The sequence below is a fragment of the Streptomyces sp. NPDC003042 genome (assembly GCF_053591315.1).
The window spans coordinates 21,386-36,710 of the sequence record NZ_JBSFTP010000022.1 but is presented as its reverse complement, the minus strand read 5'-3'; the positions used below and the strand labels follow the sequence as shown (position 1 = coordinate 36,710).

Annotated in this window: 12 protein-coding genes; 7 read left to right on the top strand and 5 right to left on the bottom strand. The window is 71.9% G+C overall.

Annotated features, from left to right (window positions below):
- Positions 1-75: 75 nt before the first annotated feature.
- From ACWDYJ_RS14380 to ACWDYJ_RS14370, 3 genes are read right to left on the bottom strand one after another with little or no spacing between them, the layout of a single operon-like run.
- Positions 76-951 (bottom strand): carbohydrate ABC transporter permease, encoded by an 876-nt coding sequence (locus ACWDYJ_RS14380; RefSeq protein WP_451565830.1) that lies wholly within the window; start codon positions 949-951, stop codon positions 76-78.
- A complete protein-coding gene (locus ACWDYJ_RS14375) occupies positions 948-1,841 on the bottom strand; it encodes a carbohydrate ABC transporter permease (protein ID WP_451565866.1) in 894 nt (297 codons plus the stop codon). Before ACWDYJ_RS14375 ends, ACWDYJ_RS14380 begins: the two co-directional genes overlap by 4 nt.
- Positions 1,842-1,864: 23 nt before the next feature.
- Entirely contained in the window at positions 1,865-3,199 is a 1,335-nt protein-coding gene (locus ACWDYJ_RS14370; RefSeq protein ID WP_451565829.1) for an ABC transporter substrate-binding protein, read from the bottom strand.
- 597 nt (positions 3,200-3,796) lie between these two features.
- On the opposite strand from ACWDYJ_RS14370, the gene mdlC reads away from it, so the two are divergent.
- From mdlC to ACWDYJ_RS14340, 6 genes are all read left to right on the top strand, one after another.
- Complete coding sequence (gene mdlC, locus ACWDYJ_RS14365) at positions 3,797-5,404, top strand: benzoylformate decarboxylase (protein WP_451565828.1); 1,608 nt, start codon at positions 3,797-3,799, stop codon at positions 5,402-5,404.
- A 62-nt stretch (positions 5,405-5,466) separates the two neighbouring features.
- Positions 5,467-6,879, top strand: coding sequence for an FAD-binding oxidoreductase (locus tag ACWDYJ_RS14360; RefSeq protein ID WP_451565827.1), 1,413 nt, complete (start codon positions 5,467-5,469; stop codon positions 6,877-6,879).
- The gene (locus ACWDYJ_RS14355) at positions 6,876-8,231 is read left to right on the top strand and encodes a cytochrome P450 (RefSeq protein WP_451565826.1); all 1,356 of its coding nucleotides are present in this window, start codon (positions 6,876-6,878) and stop codon (positions 8,229-8,231) included. The genes ACWDYJ_RS14360 and ACWDYJ_RS14355 overlap by 4 nt, the downstream gene beginning before the upstream one ends.
- 54 nt (positions 8,232-8,285) lie before the next feature.
- A complete protein-coding gene (locus tag ACWDYJ_RS14350; protein WP_451565825.1) occupies positions 8,286-9,650 on the top strand; it encodes a hypothetical protein in 1,365 nt (454 codons plus the stop codon).
- Positions 9,651-9,660: 10 nt separating this feature from the next.
- Positions 9,661-11,571, top strand: a complete 1,911-nt coding sequence (locus ACWDYJ_RS14345; protein ID WP_451565824.1) for a peroxidase family protein — start codon at positions 9,661-9,663, stop codon at positions 11,569-11,571.
- Complete coding sequence (locus tag ACWDYJ_RS14340) at positions 11,568-11,816, top strand: hypothetical protein (protein ID WP_451565823.1); 249 nt, start codon at positions 11,568-11,570, stop codon at positions 11,814-11,816. The genes ACWDYJ_RS14345 and ACWDYJ_RS14340 overlap by 4 nt, the downstream gene beginning before the upstream one ends.
- Before the next feature lie 25 nt (positions 11,817-11,841).
- On the opposite strand, the gene ACWDYJ_RS14335 is transcribed toward ACWDYJ_RS14340, so the two are convergent.
- On the bottom strand, positions 11,842-12,777 hold the full coding sequence (locus tag ACWDYJ_RS14335; protein ID WP_451565822.1) for a serine/threonine dehydratase: 936 nt from the start codon (positions 12,775-12,777) through the stop codon (positions 11,842-11,844).
- A gap of 22 nt (positions 12,778-12,799) precedes the next feature.
- Positions 12,800-13,441: a TetR/AcrR family transcriptional regulator gene (locus tag ACWDYJ_RS14330; protein ID WP_451565821.1), complete on the bottom strand. Its 642-nt coding sequence runs from the start codon at positions 13,439-13,441 to the stop codon at positions 12,800-12,802.
- A gap of 166 nt (positions 13,442-13,607) precedes the next feature.
- Here ACWDYJ_RS14330 and ACWDYJ_RS14325 point away from each other — a divergent pair, with 166 nt between their 5' ends.
- Complete coding sequence (locus tag ACWDYJ_RS14325; protein WP_451565820.1) at positions 13,608-15,296, top strand: ricin-type beta-trefoil lectin domain protein; 1,689 nt, start codon at positions 13,608-13,610, stop codon at positions 15,294-15,296.
- Positions 15,297-15,325 lie beyond the last annotated feature (29 nt).

Here is a 15,325-nt window from a genome sequence, read left to right as displayed (position 1 = left end):
AGGCGGTGCAGTGTGAACGGTGAAAGTGCAGTGTGGTGGGTGAAGGTGCGGCATGCGGTGTGAAGCTGCGCGCGGTCAGGTCTTGACCGCCCCCTCGCCCACGCCCTTGAAGAAGAAACGCTGGAGGGCGAAGAAGAGGAGCATCATCGGGATCAGCGCGGCCATGGCACCGGCGGCGATGATCCGCTGGTCGCTGGTCGTGGTGGCCCCGGCCAGGGTCTTCAGACCGAGCTGGAGGGTGTAGTTGTCGCTGTTGGTGAGAACGAGCAGCGGCCACAGGAAGTCGTCCCAGGCGCCCATGAAGCTGGTGATGCAGACGACGGCCAGGGCGCCCTTGGCCGCGGGCAGGAAGACCCGCGTGAAGCGGGTCCACTCCCCCGCGCCGTCCAGCACGGCGGCCTCCTCGACCTCCTTGGGTACGGAGAGGAAGGCGGCCCGCATGATCATGATGTTGAGGACGGAGACCGCGCCGGGCAGCCAGACACCGATGAGGGTGTCGACCAGCCCCATCTCGCGCACCGTGAGGAACATCGAGATCATCACGGACTCGAACGGGAACATCAGGGTCGCCACGAGCACCGTGAAGACGGCCTTGCGGCCCTTCCACGCGGCCCGGGAGAGCGCATAGCCGCCCATCGCGGCGAACAGCATGTTCGAGGCGATGGCGAGCAGCGCCACCGTCAGGGTGTTGCCGACGTACTGGAGCAGCGGGAAGGACTCCGCGACGCGGAGGTAGTTGTCGAGGGTGGGCCGTGAGGGCAGCACCCCGTCGTACACGTTCTCGGTGCGGCCCCGGATCGACGTCAGGAACTGCCAGACGATCGGCCCGAGCATGATCACGAGCATCAGGACCAGTGTGGCGTACCGGGCGGCGAGACCGACCCGGCGGCGCCCGCGGTCGGCCCCGGAGCGCTCGGCCGCCTCGCTCCCGAAGGAGGACCGGGTGCTCAACTCTCGTCTCCCTTCGACAGACGGCGGCCCAGCAGGCTGAAGACCAGCGTCAGGAGGAACAGCAGGATGGAGATGGCCGAGGCGTAGCCCGTCTCGCCGGCGAAGCCCAGGCCGGCCTGCCGGATGAGGAAGGGCAGGGTGCGGGCTCCGCCGCCGGGGCCGCCGCTCTCGCCGCCGAGGATGTAGATCTCGGTGAAGACGCGCAGCGCCGAGATGGCGGAGAGCGTCCCGACCAGCAGCATCATCGGCTTGACCTGGGGGATGGTGATGCTGAAGAAGCGGCGTACGGCTCCGGCACCGTCGATGGCGGCCGCCTCGTAGAGGGAGGCGGAGACGTTTCCGAGGGCCGCCAGGTAGAAGACCATGTAGTAGCCGAGGCCCTTCCACACGGTCACGATCATCGCGGAGACCAGCAGCATGGTGCTGTCGGTCAGGAACGGGATCGGCTCGGAGATGACGCTGAGCTTCTGGAAGACGGTGTTGATCAGGCCGTCGCTGCGCAGCACCCACTGCCAGATCAGGCCGACGACCACGGCCGAGGCGATCACGGGCGTGTAGAAGGCGGAGCGGAAGAAGCCGATGCCGGGGATCTTCGTCTGTACGAGGACCGCGAGGGCCAGCGGCAGCAGGACCAGGCACGGTACGACGACCACCAGGTAGAGAACGCTGTTGCCGGTGGCCACCCAGAAGTCGGGGTCGGCGAAGGCGCGGGTGTAGTTGTCGAAGCCGACGAAGGTCCCGCCGCGCAGGATCTGCGAGTCGGTGAAGGAGAGGACGACGGTGTTGACGAACGGCCAGAGGCTGAAGAGCGTCACCATCGCCAGGCCCGGGGCGAGGAAGAGGTAGGGCGTCCACCACGCGCGGTGGCGCAGCCCGGTGTCGGCCTCCATGGCCCGCAGGGCCTTCGTACGGGTCACTTCTTCGCCGCGGCGGCGAGCAGCTTGTTGGCTTCCTCCTGGGCCTTCCTCACCGCCGTCCGGGCATCCTGCTCGCCCTTGATGGCCTTCTGCATCTCGCGCACCACCGCGTCACCGACCTGGTTGGTCCACTGGACGGGGGTGTTGGCGTCGAGTGCGGCACTCTTGAGCTGCTCCGCGCCGATCGCACGGGCCAGCGTCTCGGCGTCCTTGCCGTCGCCCTTGTCGGCGAAGTACGGGTCGGCCAGGCCCTGGGCGTTGGACGGGTAGATGGTGGCCTTCCTGGCGAACTGCACCTGGTTGGGGCCGTTGGTGACCCACTTGGCGAACTCGGTCGCCGCGTCCACGTGCTTGGTGTCCTTCTTGATGCCGAGCGACTGGGCGTAGATGCCGATGTGGCCGAGTCTGCCGGTGACGGCGCCCGCGACCTGGGTGCGCTCGTAGACCTGGGGGGCGTTCTGCTTGATGTCCTTGACGAAGCCCGGGGAGCCGGGGCCGAAGACGAGCTTGCCGCCGCCGTAGAGCTGGTTGATGTCGTCGGACTTGAGGAGGGACTCCTTGGGCATGGCGCCCTTGGCGTAGAGGTCCTTCATCCGCTCGACCCATCCGACGGCCTGGTCGGTGTCGAAGGTGAACCGGTCCTGCTCGGCGTTGAGGATGGGCACGCCCATCTTCTGCCAGTCCCCGGGGAGGCGGCCCTTGGGGTCGGCCATGAAGGCGGAGTACTTGCCGCCGGAGGCGGCGGCGATCCGCTCGGCGTAGTCGAAGAACTGCTCGACGGTGACCGGCGGTTTGCCGACGTCGAGCCCGGCTTTCTCGAAGAGGTCCTTGTTGTACGTGAGGATCTCGGGGGTCACGTACCAGGGGTAGGCGTACACGCCGTCGCCCTTGCCGGGCAGTTTGAACTGTTCCCAGGCGCCGGGCACGTAGTCCTTGGCCACCTCGCCGTCCAGCTTGGCGACGTCGGCGAGCATGCCGCGGTCGCCGAGGAGCTGGAAGGAGTCGGTGGAGAGGTTGACGACGTCGGGGAGGGCTCCGGCCTGGGCGTCGGCGACCAGCTTCTCGTTGTACCCGTCGCCGGGGACGTCCTCCCATTTCACCTTGACGTCGGGGTGGCGCGCCTCGAAGGCGTCGATGACGCCCTGGACGTAGGCCGTGAACGTCGGCTTCAGCTGCAGGGTCCGGAACGTGATCTCGCCGGCCACCTTTCCGGTCTTCTCCGCCTCCTTCACGTCACCTCCGCCACCGCTCATGCCGCACGCGGAGGTCGAGAGGAGCGTGCCTGCCGCCATCATGGCGATGGCAATACGGGTCAGGTTGAAACGAGTCATCGTCGCCGCCTTCAGGGGGAGTTCCGGCCTCACTGCCGGAGCGCGCCGCCCACGCTGTCCGGAAACCGAGATCCCGTCAATGTGCCCGAAGTCCCCATGGCCGACGGTACATACGTCCCGAAACGAGACAGGGGGACCCGCAGGTACGCAAAGGCGCTCACCACCTGGGCCATTGACCTGGACTGATGCGCTTTAGTTGAGAACCCTCCCGCGATCATATCGTTTTCATAACGAAGGGGATCGCCAGCCGGGGTTTGACTTCTTATCGCCGGTCCGTGAAAGGCCCGCACTAATGCGGTTTACCGCACATACCGCGAAACCGCTTTACGTTCCGCCACCGGCGCCGCCCCGGCCGGCGCACCGGCGTCCCGCTCGACCCTCCCCACCGGCCCGTTACAGGCACTCGCCGCCACGCACACCCGCCGCACCGAACACCACCGGCCGAGCGGCGTGACGACCCGTTAACACGCCCGCCGGGCAACCGGTCGATCTTCACGGGCGACGACCCGAACGGATCATGGAGCTTTGCCTTGGGGCAACGCCATGTGATGCATTGGTCACTCAACGTTCCCGTCAGCCCTTGCGGAGGAACCTCCCATGCGTACGGTCCGAGAGTCGGTTCTGGATGTTCTGCGTACGCGCGGCATGACCACGATGTTCGGGAATCCCGGCTCCACAGAGCTGCCCATGCTCAAGGAGTTCCCGGACGACTTCCGTTACGTACTGGGCCTCCAGGAGGCCGTCGTCGTCGGCATGGCCGACGGCTTCGCCCTCGCCTCCGGCACCACGGCCCTGGTCAACCTGCACACCGGCCCGGGTACCGGCAACGCGATGGGCGCCATCCTGGGCGCTCGCGCCAACCGCACGCCCATGGTGGTCACCGCCGGTCAACAGGTCCGCGCCATGCTCACCATGGAGGCCCTGCTGGCCAACCCCCAGTCCACCCTCCTCCCCCAGCCCGCCGTGAAGTGGGCGTACGAGCCCCCGCGCCCGGCGGACGTCGCCCCGGCGCTGGCGCGCGCGGTGCAGATCGCCGAAACGCCGCCGCAGGGCCCGGTGTTCGTCTCCCTGCCCATGGACGACTTCGACGTGGTGCTCGACGAGGCCGAGGACGGGGCGGCGGCGCGGACGGCGGCCCGCACCGTGACGCACGCCGCCGCGCCCTCCGCCGAGGTCGTCCGGCAGCTGGCCCAGCGGCTGGCCGGCGCCCGCGACGCCGTACTCGTCGTGGGCAACGACGTCGACGCCGCCGGAGCGTGGGACGCGGTCGTCGCGCTGGCCGAGCGCACCGGCCTGCCCGTCTGGTCGGCGCCCACCGAGGGCCGCGTCGCCTTCCCCAAGTCGCATCCGCAGTACCGCGGGACGCTGCCCCCGGCCATCGCGCCGCTCTCCCGCTGCCTCGAAGGACACGACCTCGTCCTCGTCATCGGCGCCCCGGTGTTCTGCTACTACCCCTACGTCCCCGGCGGCTACCTGCCCGAGGGCGCCGAGCTGGTCCAGCTGACGCGCGACGCCGACGAAGCGGCCCGTGCCCCCGTCGGGGACGCCGTCGTCGCCGATCTCGCCCTGACGGTACGGGCGTTGCTCGCCGAGCTGCCCGGACGGCAGGCCCCGCCCGCGCCCCGGATCGCGCCGGCCGAGTCGGTCGAGGAGATCGACGGAGTCCTCACCCCGCTCGCCGCGATGACGGCCATCGCCAAGGGCGCCCCCGAGAACACCCTCTGGGTCAACGAATCCCCTTCCAACCTCGGGCAGTTCCACGCGGCGACCCGCATCAGCGCCCCCGGTTCCTTCCTCTTCACCGCGGGCGGCGGCCTCGGCTTCGGCCTCGCCGCGGCCGTCGGCGCGCAGCTCGGAGCCCCCGACCGGCCCGTGGTCTGCGTCATCGGCGACGGCTCGACGCACTACGCCGTCCAGGCGCTGTGGACCGCGGCCGCGTACAAGATCCCGGTCACCTTCGTCGTGCTGAGCAACCAGAGCTACGCGATCCTCCAGTGGTTCGCCCAGGTGGAGCGGGCGCAGGGCGCCCCCGGTCTCGACATCCCCGGGCTGGACATCACCTCGATCGCCACGGGCTACGGCGTGCGCGCCCACCAGGCGTCCGGCGCCGGTGAACTGACCAAGCTGGTACGGGAGTCCGCCCTCCAGCAGGACGGCCCGGTGCTCATCGACGTGGCGGTCACCACCGAGCTTCCCTCCATGTGATCAACGCGGTCCAGCTGTTCCCCGTACCCGGCGTCGCCCCCGTACCGTCCCGGAAGGCCGGCATGTCCCTCACCACCGACACCCCCCTCCTGCTCACCAGACTCCGCTCGGAACTCCCCGCCGAGGTCCTGCTGACCGATCCGGCGGCCCTCGCCGCGCACTCCCGGGACTCCGCTCCCTTCTCCGACTGCGGAACACCCGCGGTCGTCGCCGTCCCCCGCAGCGCCGAGCAGGTCGAGCACATCATGCGGACCGCGTACGCGCTGGGCGTCCCCGTCGTGCCGCAGGGTGCCCGTACCGGACTCGCGGGCGCCGCCAACGCGATCGACGGCTGCGTCGTCCTGTCCACCGCCGCGATGAACCGGATCCTGTCCGTCGACCCCGCCAACCGCCTCGTGCGCTGCGAACCCGGGGTGACCACACGCCGCCTGGGCGAGGCCGTCGCCGCGTACGGACTGACGTACCCGCCGGACCCGGCTTCCTGGGAGCAGTGCACCATCGGCGGCAACATCGCCACCGGTGCGGGCGGCATCTGCTGCGTGAAGTACGGGGTCACCGCCGACTACGTCCTCGGGCTGGACCTCGTACTGCCCGACGGGCGGCGCATGCGTACCGGCCGGGACACCGCCAAGGGCGTCGCCGGATACGACCTGACGCGCCTGATCGTCGGCTCGGAGGGCACCCTGGCCGTGGTCGTCGGCGCCACCCTCGCCCTGCGACCCGCCCGGCCGCCGGCCCTTTCCCTGCTCGCCCAGTTCCCCAGCCTGACCGCCGCCGGCGACGCGGTCGCCGCGATCACCGCCGCCGGCCACACCCCCTCCGCGCTCGAACTCCTCGACCGGGCGACCACCGAGGCCATCGTGGACCTCGGCCGCCACCGGCTGCTGCACCCCGGCAGCGCCGCCACCCTCATCGTCGAGAGCGACACCGCCGACCCCTCGGCGGACCTGACCGCGATGGAGCTGCTGTGCAAGGAGGCCGGGGCCGACCACGTGGCGACCTCGGCCACCAGTGAGGAGGCCCGCGAGATCATCGAGGCGCGCCGCCTCGTCAGCCCGGCGCTCGCCGCGTACATGGCCTCCCACGGCGGCGGGCTCACCGCCTTCATCGAGGACGTGGCGGTGCCGCGCTCCGAACTCCCCCAGCTGATCGGCCTGATCGAGGGGATCGCCGACCACCACCGGCTGAAGATCTTCACCCTCGGCCACGCCGGGGACGGCAATCTGCATCCCACGGTCGTCTTCGACGCCTCCGACCCCGACGAACTGGGCCGGGCCCGGTCCGCCTACGACGACATCATGGCCGCCGGCCTCGCCCTGGGCGGTACGACGACCGGGGAACACGGCATCGGCACCCTGAAGCGAGCATGGCTGGAGCGCGAGCTGGGCCCGGTCTCCCTGGAACTCCAGCGCGGACTCAAGCGGCTCTTCGACCCGAAGAACCTGCTCAACCCCGGCAAGGTCGTGGCGGCATGACGCACACCACCGAGGAGCGGGACGCCGTCGGCCAGGGCCCGGCTCCCCTGCGGCCACCGGTCCGCGCCGGGCGGGCCGAGACCATCCGCTTCGTCGCCACCCACACCCTGCCCGTCTTCGTCCGCGGGGTCGCCAACCCCCGGTTCAAGATCATGGCCCTGTACTCGCGCGTGAACCAGCCCGGCTGGTCCAGCGCGACCCTGCGCGCGATGAAGCTCCGCCACGGCGGCGCCCCGGTCCAGGTGCGCGCCCTCTCGGGCGAGATGCTCGTGCTGTTCGACCGGGCGGACATCGAGCGGTTCTTCGAGGAGCCCGTGGAGCTCCTCGCCATGGACGCGGAGGACAAGTACAACAGCCTGGCCGTCTTCGAGCCCACCGGCGTGATCTGCTCGCACGGCGCCCAGCGCGAGGACCGCCGCCGGGTCAACGACGAGGCGCTCGCCGCCGGGAAGCCCGTCCACCCCTCCTGCAAGGAGTTCCAGGCCGTCGTCGAGGAGGAGTGCCGGCGGCTTACGCAGAGCCGCACCATCGACTTTCCCCTGATCTGGCAGACCATGACCCGCATCTCGCGGCGGGTGGTGCTCGGCGACCGGGCGGCCGACGACGAGGAACTGGCCGACTGGCTCGTCACCCTCCGCGCCCAGGCCAACTGGATGGGCAGGAGCAGGCCCGAGGCGAACAAGGCGCTGTACGCGAGGATCGAGGCCCGGATCGCGCGGTACGCGGCCGACGCGCCGGCGCACACCCTGGCCGCCCGCGCGCTGAGCGTGCCCTCCCCGCAGGACACCGATCCGCTGGGCCAGACCCACCACTGGCTGCTCGGCATCGACCTCGCCGCACCCGTCGTCGCCCGTACCCTGCTGCTCCTGGCGATGCACGCGGCCGAACAGGACGCGGTCCACGCCGAGGCGGTGGAGGGCGTCGCGGGGCTGCCGCGGCTGCGGGCCTGTCTGCGGGAGTCGGTGCGGCTGTACCCGATCGTCCCCGACCTCGTACGGGTCACCCGCGGCGAGACCGAATGGCGCGGAGTGCGCTACCCGCCCGGTACGAACCTCCTCGTCCCGATCGGCTTCCACCAGCGCGACCCCGACCAGGTGCCGGGCGGCCATCTCTTCGCGCCGGGTCGCTGGCTGGCTCCGGACGCGGAGGCGGACACCCGCATGGCCCCGTTCAGCCACGGCGGCGCCCGCTGCCCCGGCGAGAACGTCGGCCTGCTGGTGACCTCGCTGGTCTGCGCCGAGGTGCTGCGCGGCCACCGCCTGACCGGGGCGCGCCCCGTTCTCGACGTTGGGCGCCCGCTGCCGGGGATCCTCGACACGGCCGGCATCCGGCTGCGCCTCACCCGCCTCTAGGGAGTGTCCTCGCCCGTTCCCGTGCCCCGTGCCGCCCCACTGGAGGAGCACCCCATGCCCGAAGCCGTCAGGTCCGCCACCGAACCGGACGTCGCCTCCCTGCACCTCGTCTGCCGCGAACTCGGCGAGGCCGCCGACGCCGTACGCGAAGCCGCGCGCTACGCCTCCTCGCTCGCCCTCGGCCCCCGCCTGCCCCTGGCCGCGACCGGTCCCCGCCGGGCCCGGATCGCCCAACGCACCCTGCTGAGAACCCTGATGGACCCCAAGGGCCTCGGCTGGTCCGCCCGCGGGCGCACTCCGCTCGCCGGCGCCGTCTGGCTGGCGGGTGTCCTGACCAGCCGGGAGAACCTCGCCGTCAGCCTCGCCGTCGCCGGGCTCAAGGCGCGGATCCGGGCGGCCGCCGTGCGCCACCCCGAGCTGCTCGACCACCCCACCACCTCCAAGGTGATGCGCGCCATCGACGAGGACCGCCAGGCCGAGGCCGCGCGGGTCTTCAAGGCACTGCTCACGGAGAAGGGCGCCGAGTACGCGCTCGCCCTGCTCGCCCCGTCCTTCGCCGACATCATGGCCTGGAACGCCCTGACCGACGAGAACCCCCTCAACGACAACGCGGGCTGGCAGATCGCCACCGGCCGGGCCCTGACCTCGGACTACCTGCTGGGCCTGAGCAGTTCGGTCTGGGCCTTCCTCGACCGGGGCAACGGCCGCGCCGAGCCCCACACCCCGTCGGCCGAACTGCGCGACGGCCTCGACACCTCCGGCACCATCGTGGGCTACATCCGCAACATCGGGCTGATCGGCACCCGGGGCCTCCTCCTCGTCCAGCAGACCGTCGGACCGGACGGACTGCGCCGGTTCGTGGTCCAACTGGCGGGTATGGCACGCGGGTTCAACGAGGAGTCCCCTCAGGACCTCGTCGGCAGCCTGGACGCGGTCGGCTCCACCGACACGGCGTACACCCGCGCGGTGGGCAAGGCGCTGCGCCGGCTCGTCCCCTCCGGTACCGAGGTGGCGCTCGTCGGCCACAGCCAGGGCGGGATCACGGCCATGAACCTGGCGGCGAGCCGGGACTTCAACGCGCTCTACAGGGTCACGCACGTCGTCGCGATCGGCTCGCCCATCGACCAGAAACGTGCCGCCGATCCGCGCACCAAGGTGGTCTCGCTCGTCAACGAGCACGACATCGTGCCCAGCCTGGAGGGCCGCTCGGCGGTCTCCCCCTACTCGCTGCCCGCCGAGTTCACCGAGTTCACCTGGACCGACGACACGCACGCCTTCCCGCTGTGCCACGCCGCCGAGCGGTACGCGCACAACCTCGAACACGACGTCCCCCACGCGAGCGCGCACGTCGATTCCGAACTCGCCGCCTTCCGCGGCCGGGTCACCGGCACGCACCTCTTCACCCTCCACGACCGCTGAGGACCCCGTCATGACCGACACCGCTTCCCACACCCCCGCGCAGGCGCCCCCGCACACCGCGCCACCGGACCCCGAACGGCTGCCCGAGCCGGCCCGCCGGACCCCGCCGCCTGCGAACGAGGCGCCGGGTCTGCTGGAGCGCCTGGAGTCAGCGGCCTTCGCCCGGATCAACCGCAGCCGCGAATGGTACGAACTCCCCGGCCCGATCGGCCTGATGAACCTCGCCGTGCTCCGCGAGGACCTGCGCCGGCACAACCTGCACGACACCTTCGGCGCGGGCGGCGAACGCGACCGCCGACCCACCCCGCGCCTGGCGCCGTACCGCTCCTACGACGGCTCCGGCTACGACCCGTACGACGTGGACATGGGCCGGGTCGGTACCCGGCTGGACCGCAACTCCCCGCTGCACATGGCGTTTCCGGACGACGACGAGTCCCTGATGTCGCCCAGCCCGCGCGAGGTCAGCCGGCAGCTGCTGGCCCGCCGCGGCTTCATCCCCGCACCGACCCTCAACCTGCTGGCCGCGGCCTGGATCCAGTTCCAGAACCACGGCTGGGCCAACCACGGCGACAACGAGAAGGCCGAGCCCTTCACCGTCCCGCTCGCCGCGGACGACGACTGGGCCGAGCACGGCGGCACCTGCCCGATGCGGGTCAACCGCACCCGCCCCGACCCCGTCTCCCACACCACCCCCGACGCCCCGCCGACGTACGAGAACACCGTCACCCACTGGTGGGACGGCTCGCAGGTCTACGGCTCCGACGAGGCCCGCTGCCGCTCCCTGCGCACCGGGGAGCACGGCCGCCTCGCCCTGACCGGAGGCCGCCTGCCCCCCGACCCGCGGCCCGGCATGGAGTGCCTCGACGCCACCGGCATGAACAGCGACTACTGGGCCGGCCTGTCGCTGCTGCACACGCTCTTCGCCAAGGAGCACAACGCGATCTGCGACCTGATCCGCTCCCACCACCCCACCTGGGACGACGAGCGGCTCTTCCACACCGCGCGGCTGGTCAACACCGCCCTCATGGCGAAGATCCACACGGTGGAGTGGACCCCGGGCGTCCTCGACACGCCGGTGCTCCAGCGTTCGATGGACGCCAACTGGTACGGCCTGCTGCCCCGCTGGGTCACCCGCCGCTTCGGCCGGATCGGCGGCGAGGCCCTCAGCGGCATCCTGGGTTCGCGCACCGACCACCACGCCGCGCCCTTCTCCATGACGGAGGAGTTCGTCTCGGCGTACCGGCTGCACCCGCTGATCCCCGACGAGATCACGGTCCGCGACCACCGGCGGGGCGCCGCCCGGGAGCTGATCGGCTTCGACTCCATGCAGGGGGCGACCACCCGCGGCTCCGTCGACACGTACGGGATGAGCGACCTGCTCTACACCTTCGGTGTCACGCACCCCGGAGCCCTCGTCCTGCACAACCACCCGGACGCGCTGCGCAACCTCTCCCGGCTCTCCGGCGAGCACGTCGACCTCGGGACCGTGGACATCCTGCGCGACCGCGAGCGCGGCATCCCCCGCTACAACGCCTACCGGCAGATGCTGCGCAAGCGCCCGGTCACCTCCTTCGAGGAGCTGACCGGAGGACATCCGGCCGACACCCCGGTCCTGCGGGAGCTCTACGACGGCCGGCTCGACCGCGTCGACACGCTGGTCGGCAACCTGGCCGAGCCCCGTCCGGCGGGCTTCGGCTTCAGCGACACCCTCTTCCGGATCTTCATCCTGATGGCCAGCCGCCGCCTGAAGAGCGACCGCTTCTTCACCACCGACTACCGGCCCGAGATCTACACCGCCGAGGGCCTGCGCTGGATCGACCGGAACTCGATGGTCACGGTGCTGCTGCGGCACCACCCCGAACTGGCCCCCGCCCTCGACGGAGTGGCCAACGCCTTCGCTCCCTGGAAGGAGCGCTCATGAGCGGCCACCCCACCGCCGAGCGACGCCTGCCCGGCCCGGCCGAGGGTTTGCGCACCCACGCGGCGGCGCTGCGCGAGCGCGCGGACCGGCTGCGCGGCGCCACTGAGGGTCTCGACTGGCACGGCCCACAGGCCGAGGCGTTCCGGGCCCGCGTGGAGGAACTCGCCGGGCGGTGCGCCACCGCCGCCGACGGGCTGGCGCTCTGCGCGGCCCAGCTCGACGGCCGCCGCCCCGGCTCCGTGTGATGTTCCCGGCGCCGGCGCCCTCCGCTCAGGGCGCGGCGTGCGTCAGGTCCGCCGGGTCGGTGTTCGCCCCGCACAGGACGACGGCGACCCGGCGGCCCAGCGGCCGCGATGCGGTGCGCACGCCCGCCAGGGCGGTGGCGGCGCCCGCCTCGACCACGATCCGGTGCTCCTCCCAGAGCGCGCGCCGGGCGGCGGTGATCGCCTCGTCCGGGACGAGCACCGAGTCGACGTCGCCGTGTCGGGCGGCGGCCAGCGCGTCGGCCGAGACCCTGGTGGCGCCGAGGGAGTCGGCGGCCACGGAGGCCACCGGAACGTCGACCGGCCGGCCCGCCTCCAGGGCGGCGTTCAGGGCCCGGCAGTGCTCGGGCTCGACCGCGACCACCCGGACGCCGTGTTCGCGCGCGGCGGTGGCGACTCCCGCGAACAGCCCGCCGCCGCCGACCGCGACGACCACGGTGTCCAGGCCGGGCAGGGCCGTGCGGATCTCGTCCAGCAGCGTTCCGGCGCCCGCCGCGACGAGCGGGTGGTCGTACGCGTGGCTGCTCAGGGCCCCGGTGGCCGCGGCGAACTCCTGGCAGGCGGCGAGCGCTTCGGCGTACCGGTCGCCGACGAGGCGTACGTCGGCGCCGTAGCCCCGCAGCCGCTCCACCTTGACGCGCGGCGCGTTGGCGGGCAGGAACACGGTGGCGGGCGCGGCCTGGGCGCGCGCCGCCCAGGCGCAGGCGAGTCCGGCGTTGCCTCCGGAGGCGATGGTGACTCCGGCCGCCGGCAGGGTGCCCGCGCGGCGGTGGGCGGCGAGGAAGTTGTGCGCGCCGCGGGCCTTGAAGGAGCCGGTGTGCTGGAGGTACTCCAGCGCGTACCAGACGCCCTCGGCGGCGGGCACCACAGCGACTGGCCGGACGGCGCCGGATATCCGGCCGGCGGCGGCGCGGACGGCTGCGTAGTCGAGCTGCTGTTCCATGCGTGGACTGCCTTTCAGGCTTTCAGGCGGCGGGGCGGGCACACTCGATCAGCTGGCGCAGGGCGCCGTAGTACACCTCGTGGTCGGTCAGCGGGGGCAGTACGTCGGCCACCGCGCCCGCGAGCACCGGGAACTCGGCCGGGTCCAGCGCGGCGAGGGCCGCCCGGGACGCGGCGGTGGCCGCCGCGGGGTCGCGGTGGTCCACGAAGGCCGCGCTGCCCAGGGTGAGCAGGTACATGCGGCGGTACACGGTCATGGCCTCGGCCGCGGTCATCCCGGCGGCGACGCTGTCGGCGAGGGCGGGCTCGACGAGCCGGGCCAGCAGCTGGCGGCCGAGCCAGGGCCGGCCGCCGCGCAGCACGAGCAGTCCGGGGTGGGCGGTGAGCAGCCGGTAGAAGGAGGTGAACCGCAGTTCGGTGGCCTCGGCCCAGTCCGTGCCGACCGGGATCTCGGGGAGTTGGGCGGCCAGGTGCTCGGTGCAGAGGTCGAGCAGGCCTGCGAGGTCGGTGCAGCGTCGCTGGACGGTGGCGTGCGAGACGCCGAGCCGGTCGGCGAGGGCGCGGAAGCTGAGCGCGGCCGGGCCCTCCTCGTCGAGGATCCGCAGGGCGGCGCGCGCGATGGCCTCGGGGGTCGCGCCTTCCAGGGCGGCTGATCTTCGCGGCATGAGATACAACGTATCAGCCACTGTCACATACCACGGACGACCTCGGTCGCCTGACGCCGACTGCACCCATATTGCTGGTCATTGAGCGAGAATCATCGACTTATGTTGACAGACGGTAGTCACGTCGATGCACTGGGCGCACGACCGCCCCCCTCAAGGAGACCCCGTGCCGCCTCGCCTGCGTGCGTCGCTCCCCTGTCTGACCGCGGCCACCCTGCTCGCCCTCGTGCTCTGCCCCGCTCCGGCGACGGGCGAGCCGACCGCGACCCGGGACACTCCGCTCGCCCTCACCCCACCCATGGGATGGAACAACTGGGCGCACTACATGTGCGACATCGACGAGGCCACCGTGGTCGCCAACGCCGACGCGCTCGTGTCCACCGGCCTCGCCGCCAAGGGGTACGACACCGTCACCATCGACGACTGCTGGATGCTGAAGGACCGGAACGCACAGGGCGATCTGGTCGTCGACCCGCAGAAGTTCCCGCACGGCATGGCCTGGCTCGGCGAACATCTCCACGCCAAGGGCCTGAAGTTCGGCATCTACGAGGACGCCGGCTCCCTCACCTGCGAGCGCTACCCGGGCAGCGGCGCGCCCGAGGGCGGCGGCGAGGACCACTACGCGCGCGACGCCCGGCTGTTCGCGTCCTGGAAAGTGGACTACGTCAAGATGGACGGCTGCAACCTGTGGGTGCCGCCCGGCAAGACGAAGGAGCGGGCCTACCGGGACGCGTACAACGCGGTCGCGAAGGCGCTGCGCGACAGCGGCCGGGCGATGGTGCACTCCGCCTCCGCGCCCGCCTACTTCCAGGAGGGCGAATGGGGCGGCTCCGACTGGCACAGGGTCCTCGACTGGGTCGGCGAAACGAGCCAGCTGTGGCGCGAGGGCCGGGACATCAAGGTCTACCAGCCCACCGCTCCCGCCACCTCGCGGTGGAGCTCGGTGATGGGCAACTACGGCTACAACCGCTGGCTCGGCCGGTACGCGGGCCCCGGCAACTGGAACGACCCCGACTTCCTGATCGCGGGCGCCCCCGGGCTGAGCGAGGCGGAGAGCCGCAGCCAGGTGGGGCTGTGGGCCATGATGGCGGCCCCCTTCATCCTGTCCTCCCAGGTCTCCGAACTGACCCCGGCCGGGCTCGCCGCACTCGGCAACACCGACATGATCAAGTTGGACCAGGACCCGATGGGCCGCCAGGGCGCGGTGGTCTCCTCCAACGCCACCTTCGAGGTGCTCGCCCGCCCGCTGGCGAACGGCGACCGTGCGGTGGCCGTACTCAACCGGTCGGCCGGCACCCGTGACATCTCCGTACCGCTGGCCGACATCGGGCTGTACTCCTGCGCGGTGGACGCCCGGAACCTGTGGAACGGGCAGCGCACGGCGGTCGCGGCCTCGGGCTCGCTGACCGGCCGGCTCGCCGGGCACGACACGGCCGTCTGGCGGCTCACCCCGCGCGGCTGCGCCGAGGCCGTGCCCACCGGGCAGATCGTCGGGCTCGGGGCCAAGTGCGCCGACGGCGCGAACACCACCGGGGTCGGTGCGGTCGTACTGTCCTCCTGCACCGCGGGCGCCGACCAGCGCTGGATCCTGGGCGAGGGCGGGCAGCTGCGGCTGGCCGGTGAATGCCTCTCGGCGGGCGGGCTGGGTCAGGTGGAACTGGCCGACTGCGCACCGGGACGGGAGCCGGGGCAGAGCTGGAAGCACCGGCGCGACGGAGCCCTGGTCGAGGCGTCGAGCGGGCTGTGCCTGACGGCGCCGGCTGCCCCGGCGACCCCCGACGCCCCGGCCGAGCGACTGCGGCTGACGGCCTGCGGCGACCACCAGGCCGACCAGGCCTGGGCCCTGCCGGTCTGAGGCGCGCGGATGACTCTCTCGACAGCGAC

Coding starts and splice junctions, on each gene's coding strand:
- ACWDYJ_RS14375 (WP_451565866.1), bottom strand. CDS start 1,841: ATGGAGGCCGACACCGGGCTGCGCCACCGCGCGTGGTGGACGCCCTAC.
- ACWDYJ_RS14370 (WP_451565829.1), bottom strand. CDS start 3,199: ATGACTCGTTTCAACCTGACCCGTATTGCCATCGCCATGATGGCGGCA.
- mdlC (WP_451565828.1), top strand. CDS start 3,797: ATGCGTACGGTCCGAGAGTCGGTTCTGGATGTTCTGCGTACGCGCGGC.
- ACWDYJ_RS14360 (WP_451565827.1), top strand. CDS start 5,467: ATGTCCCTCACCACCGACACCCCCCTCCTGCTCACCAGACTCCGCTCG.
- ACWDYJ_RS14355 (WP_451565826.1), top strand. CDS start 6,876: ATGACGCACACCACCGAGGAGCGGGACGCCGTCGGCCAGGGCCCGGCT.
- ACWDYJ_RS14350 (WP_451565825.1), top strand. CDS start 8,286: ATGCCCGAAGCCGTCAGGTCCGCCACCGAACCGGACGTCGCCTCCCTG.
- ACWDYJ_RS14345 (WP_451565824.1), top strand. CDS start 9,661: ATGACCGACACCGCTTCCCACACCCCCGCGCAGGCGCCCCCGCACACC.
- ACWDYJ_RS14340 (WP_451565823.1), top strand. CDS start 11,568: ATGAGCGGCCACCCCACCGCCGAGCGACGCCTGCCCGGCCCGGCCGAG.
- ACWDYJ_RS14335 (WP_451565822.1), bottom strand. CDS start 12,777: ATGGAACAGCAGCTCGACTACGCAGCCGTCCGCGCCGCCGCCGGCCGG.
- ACWDYJ_RS14330 (WP_451565821.1), bottom strand. CDS start 13,441: ATGCCGCGAAGATCAGCCGCCCTGGAAGGCGCGACCCCCGAGGCCATC.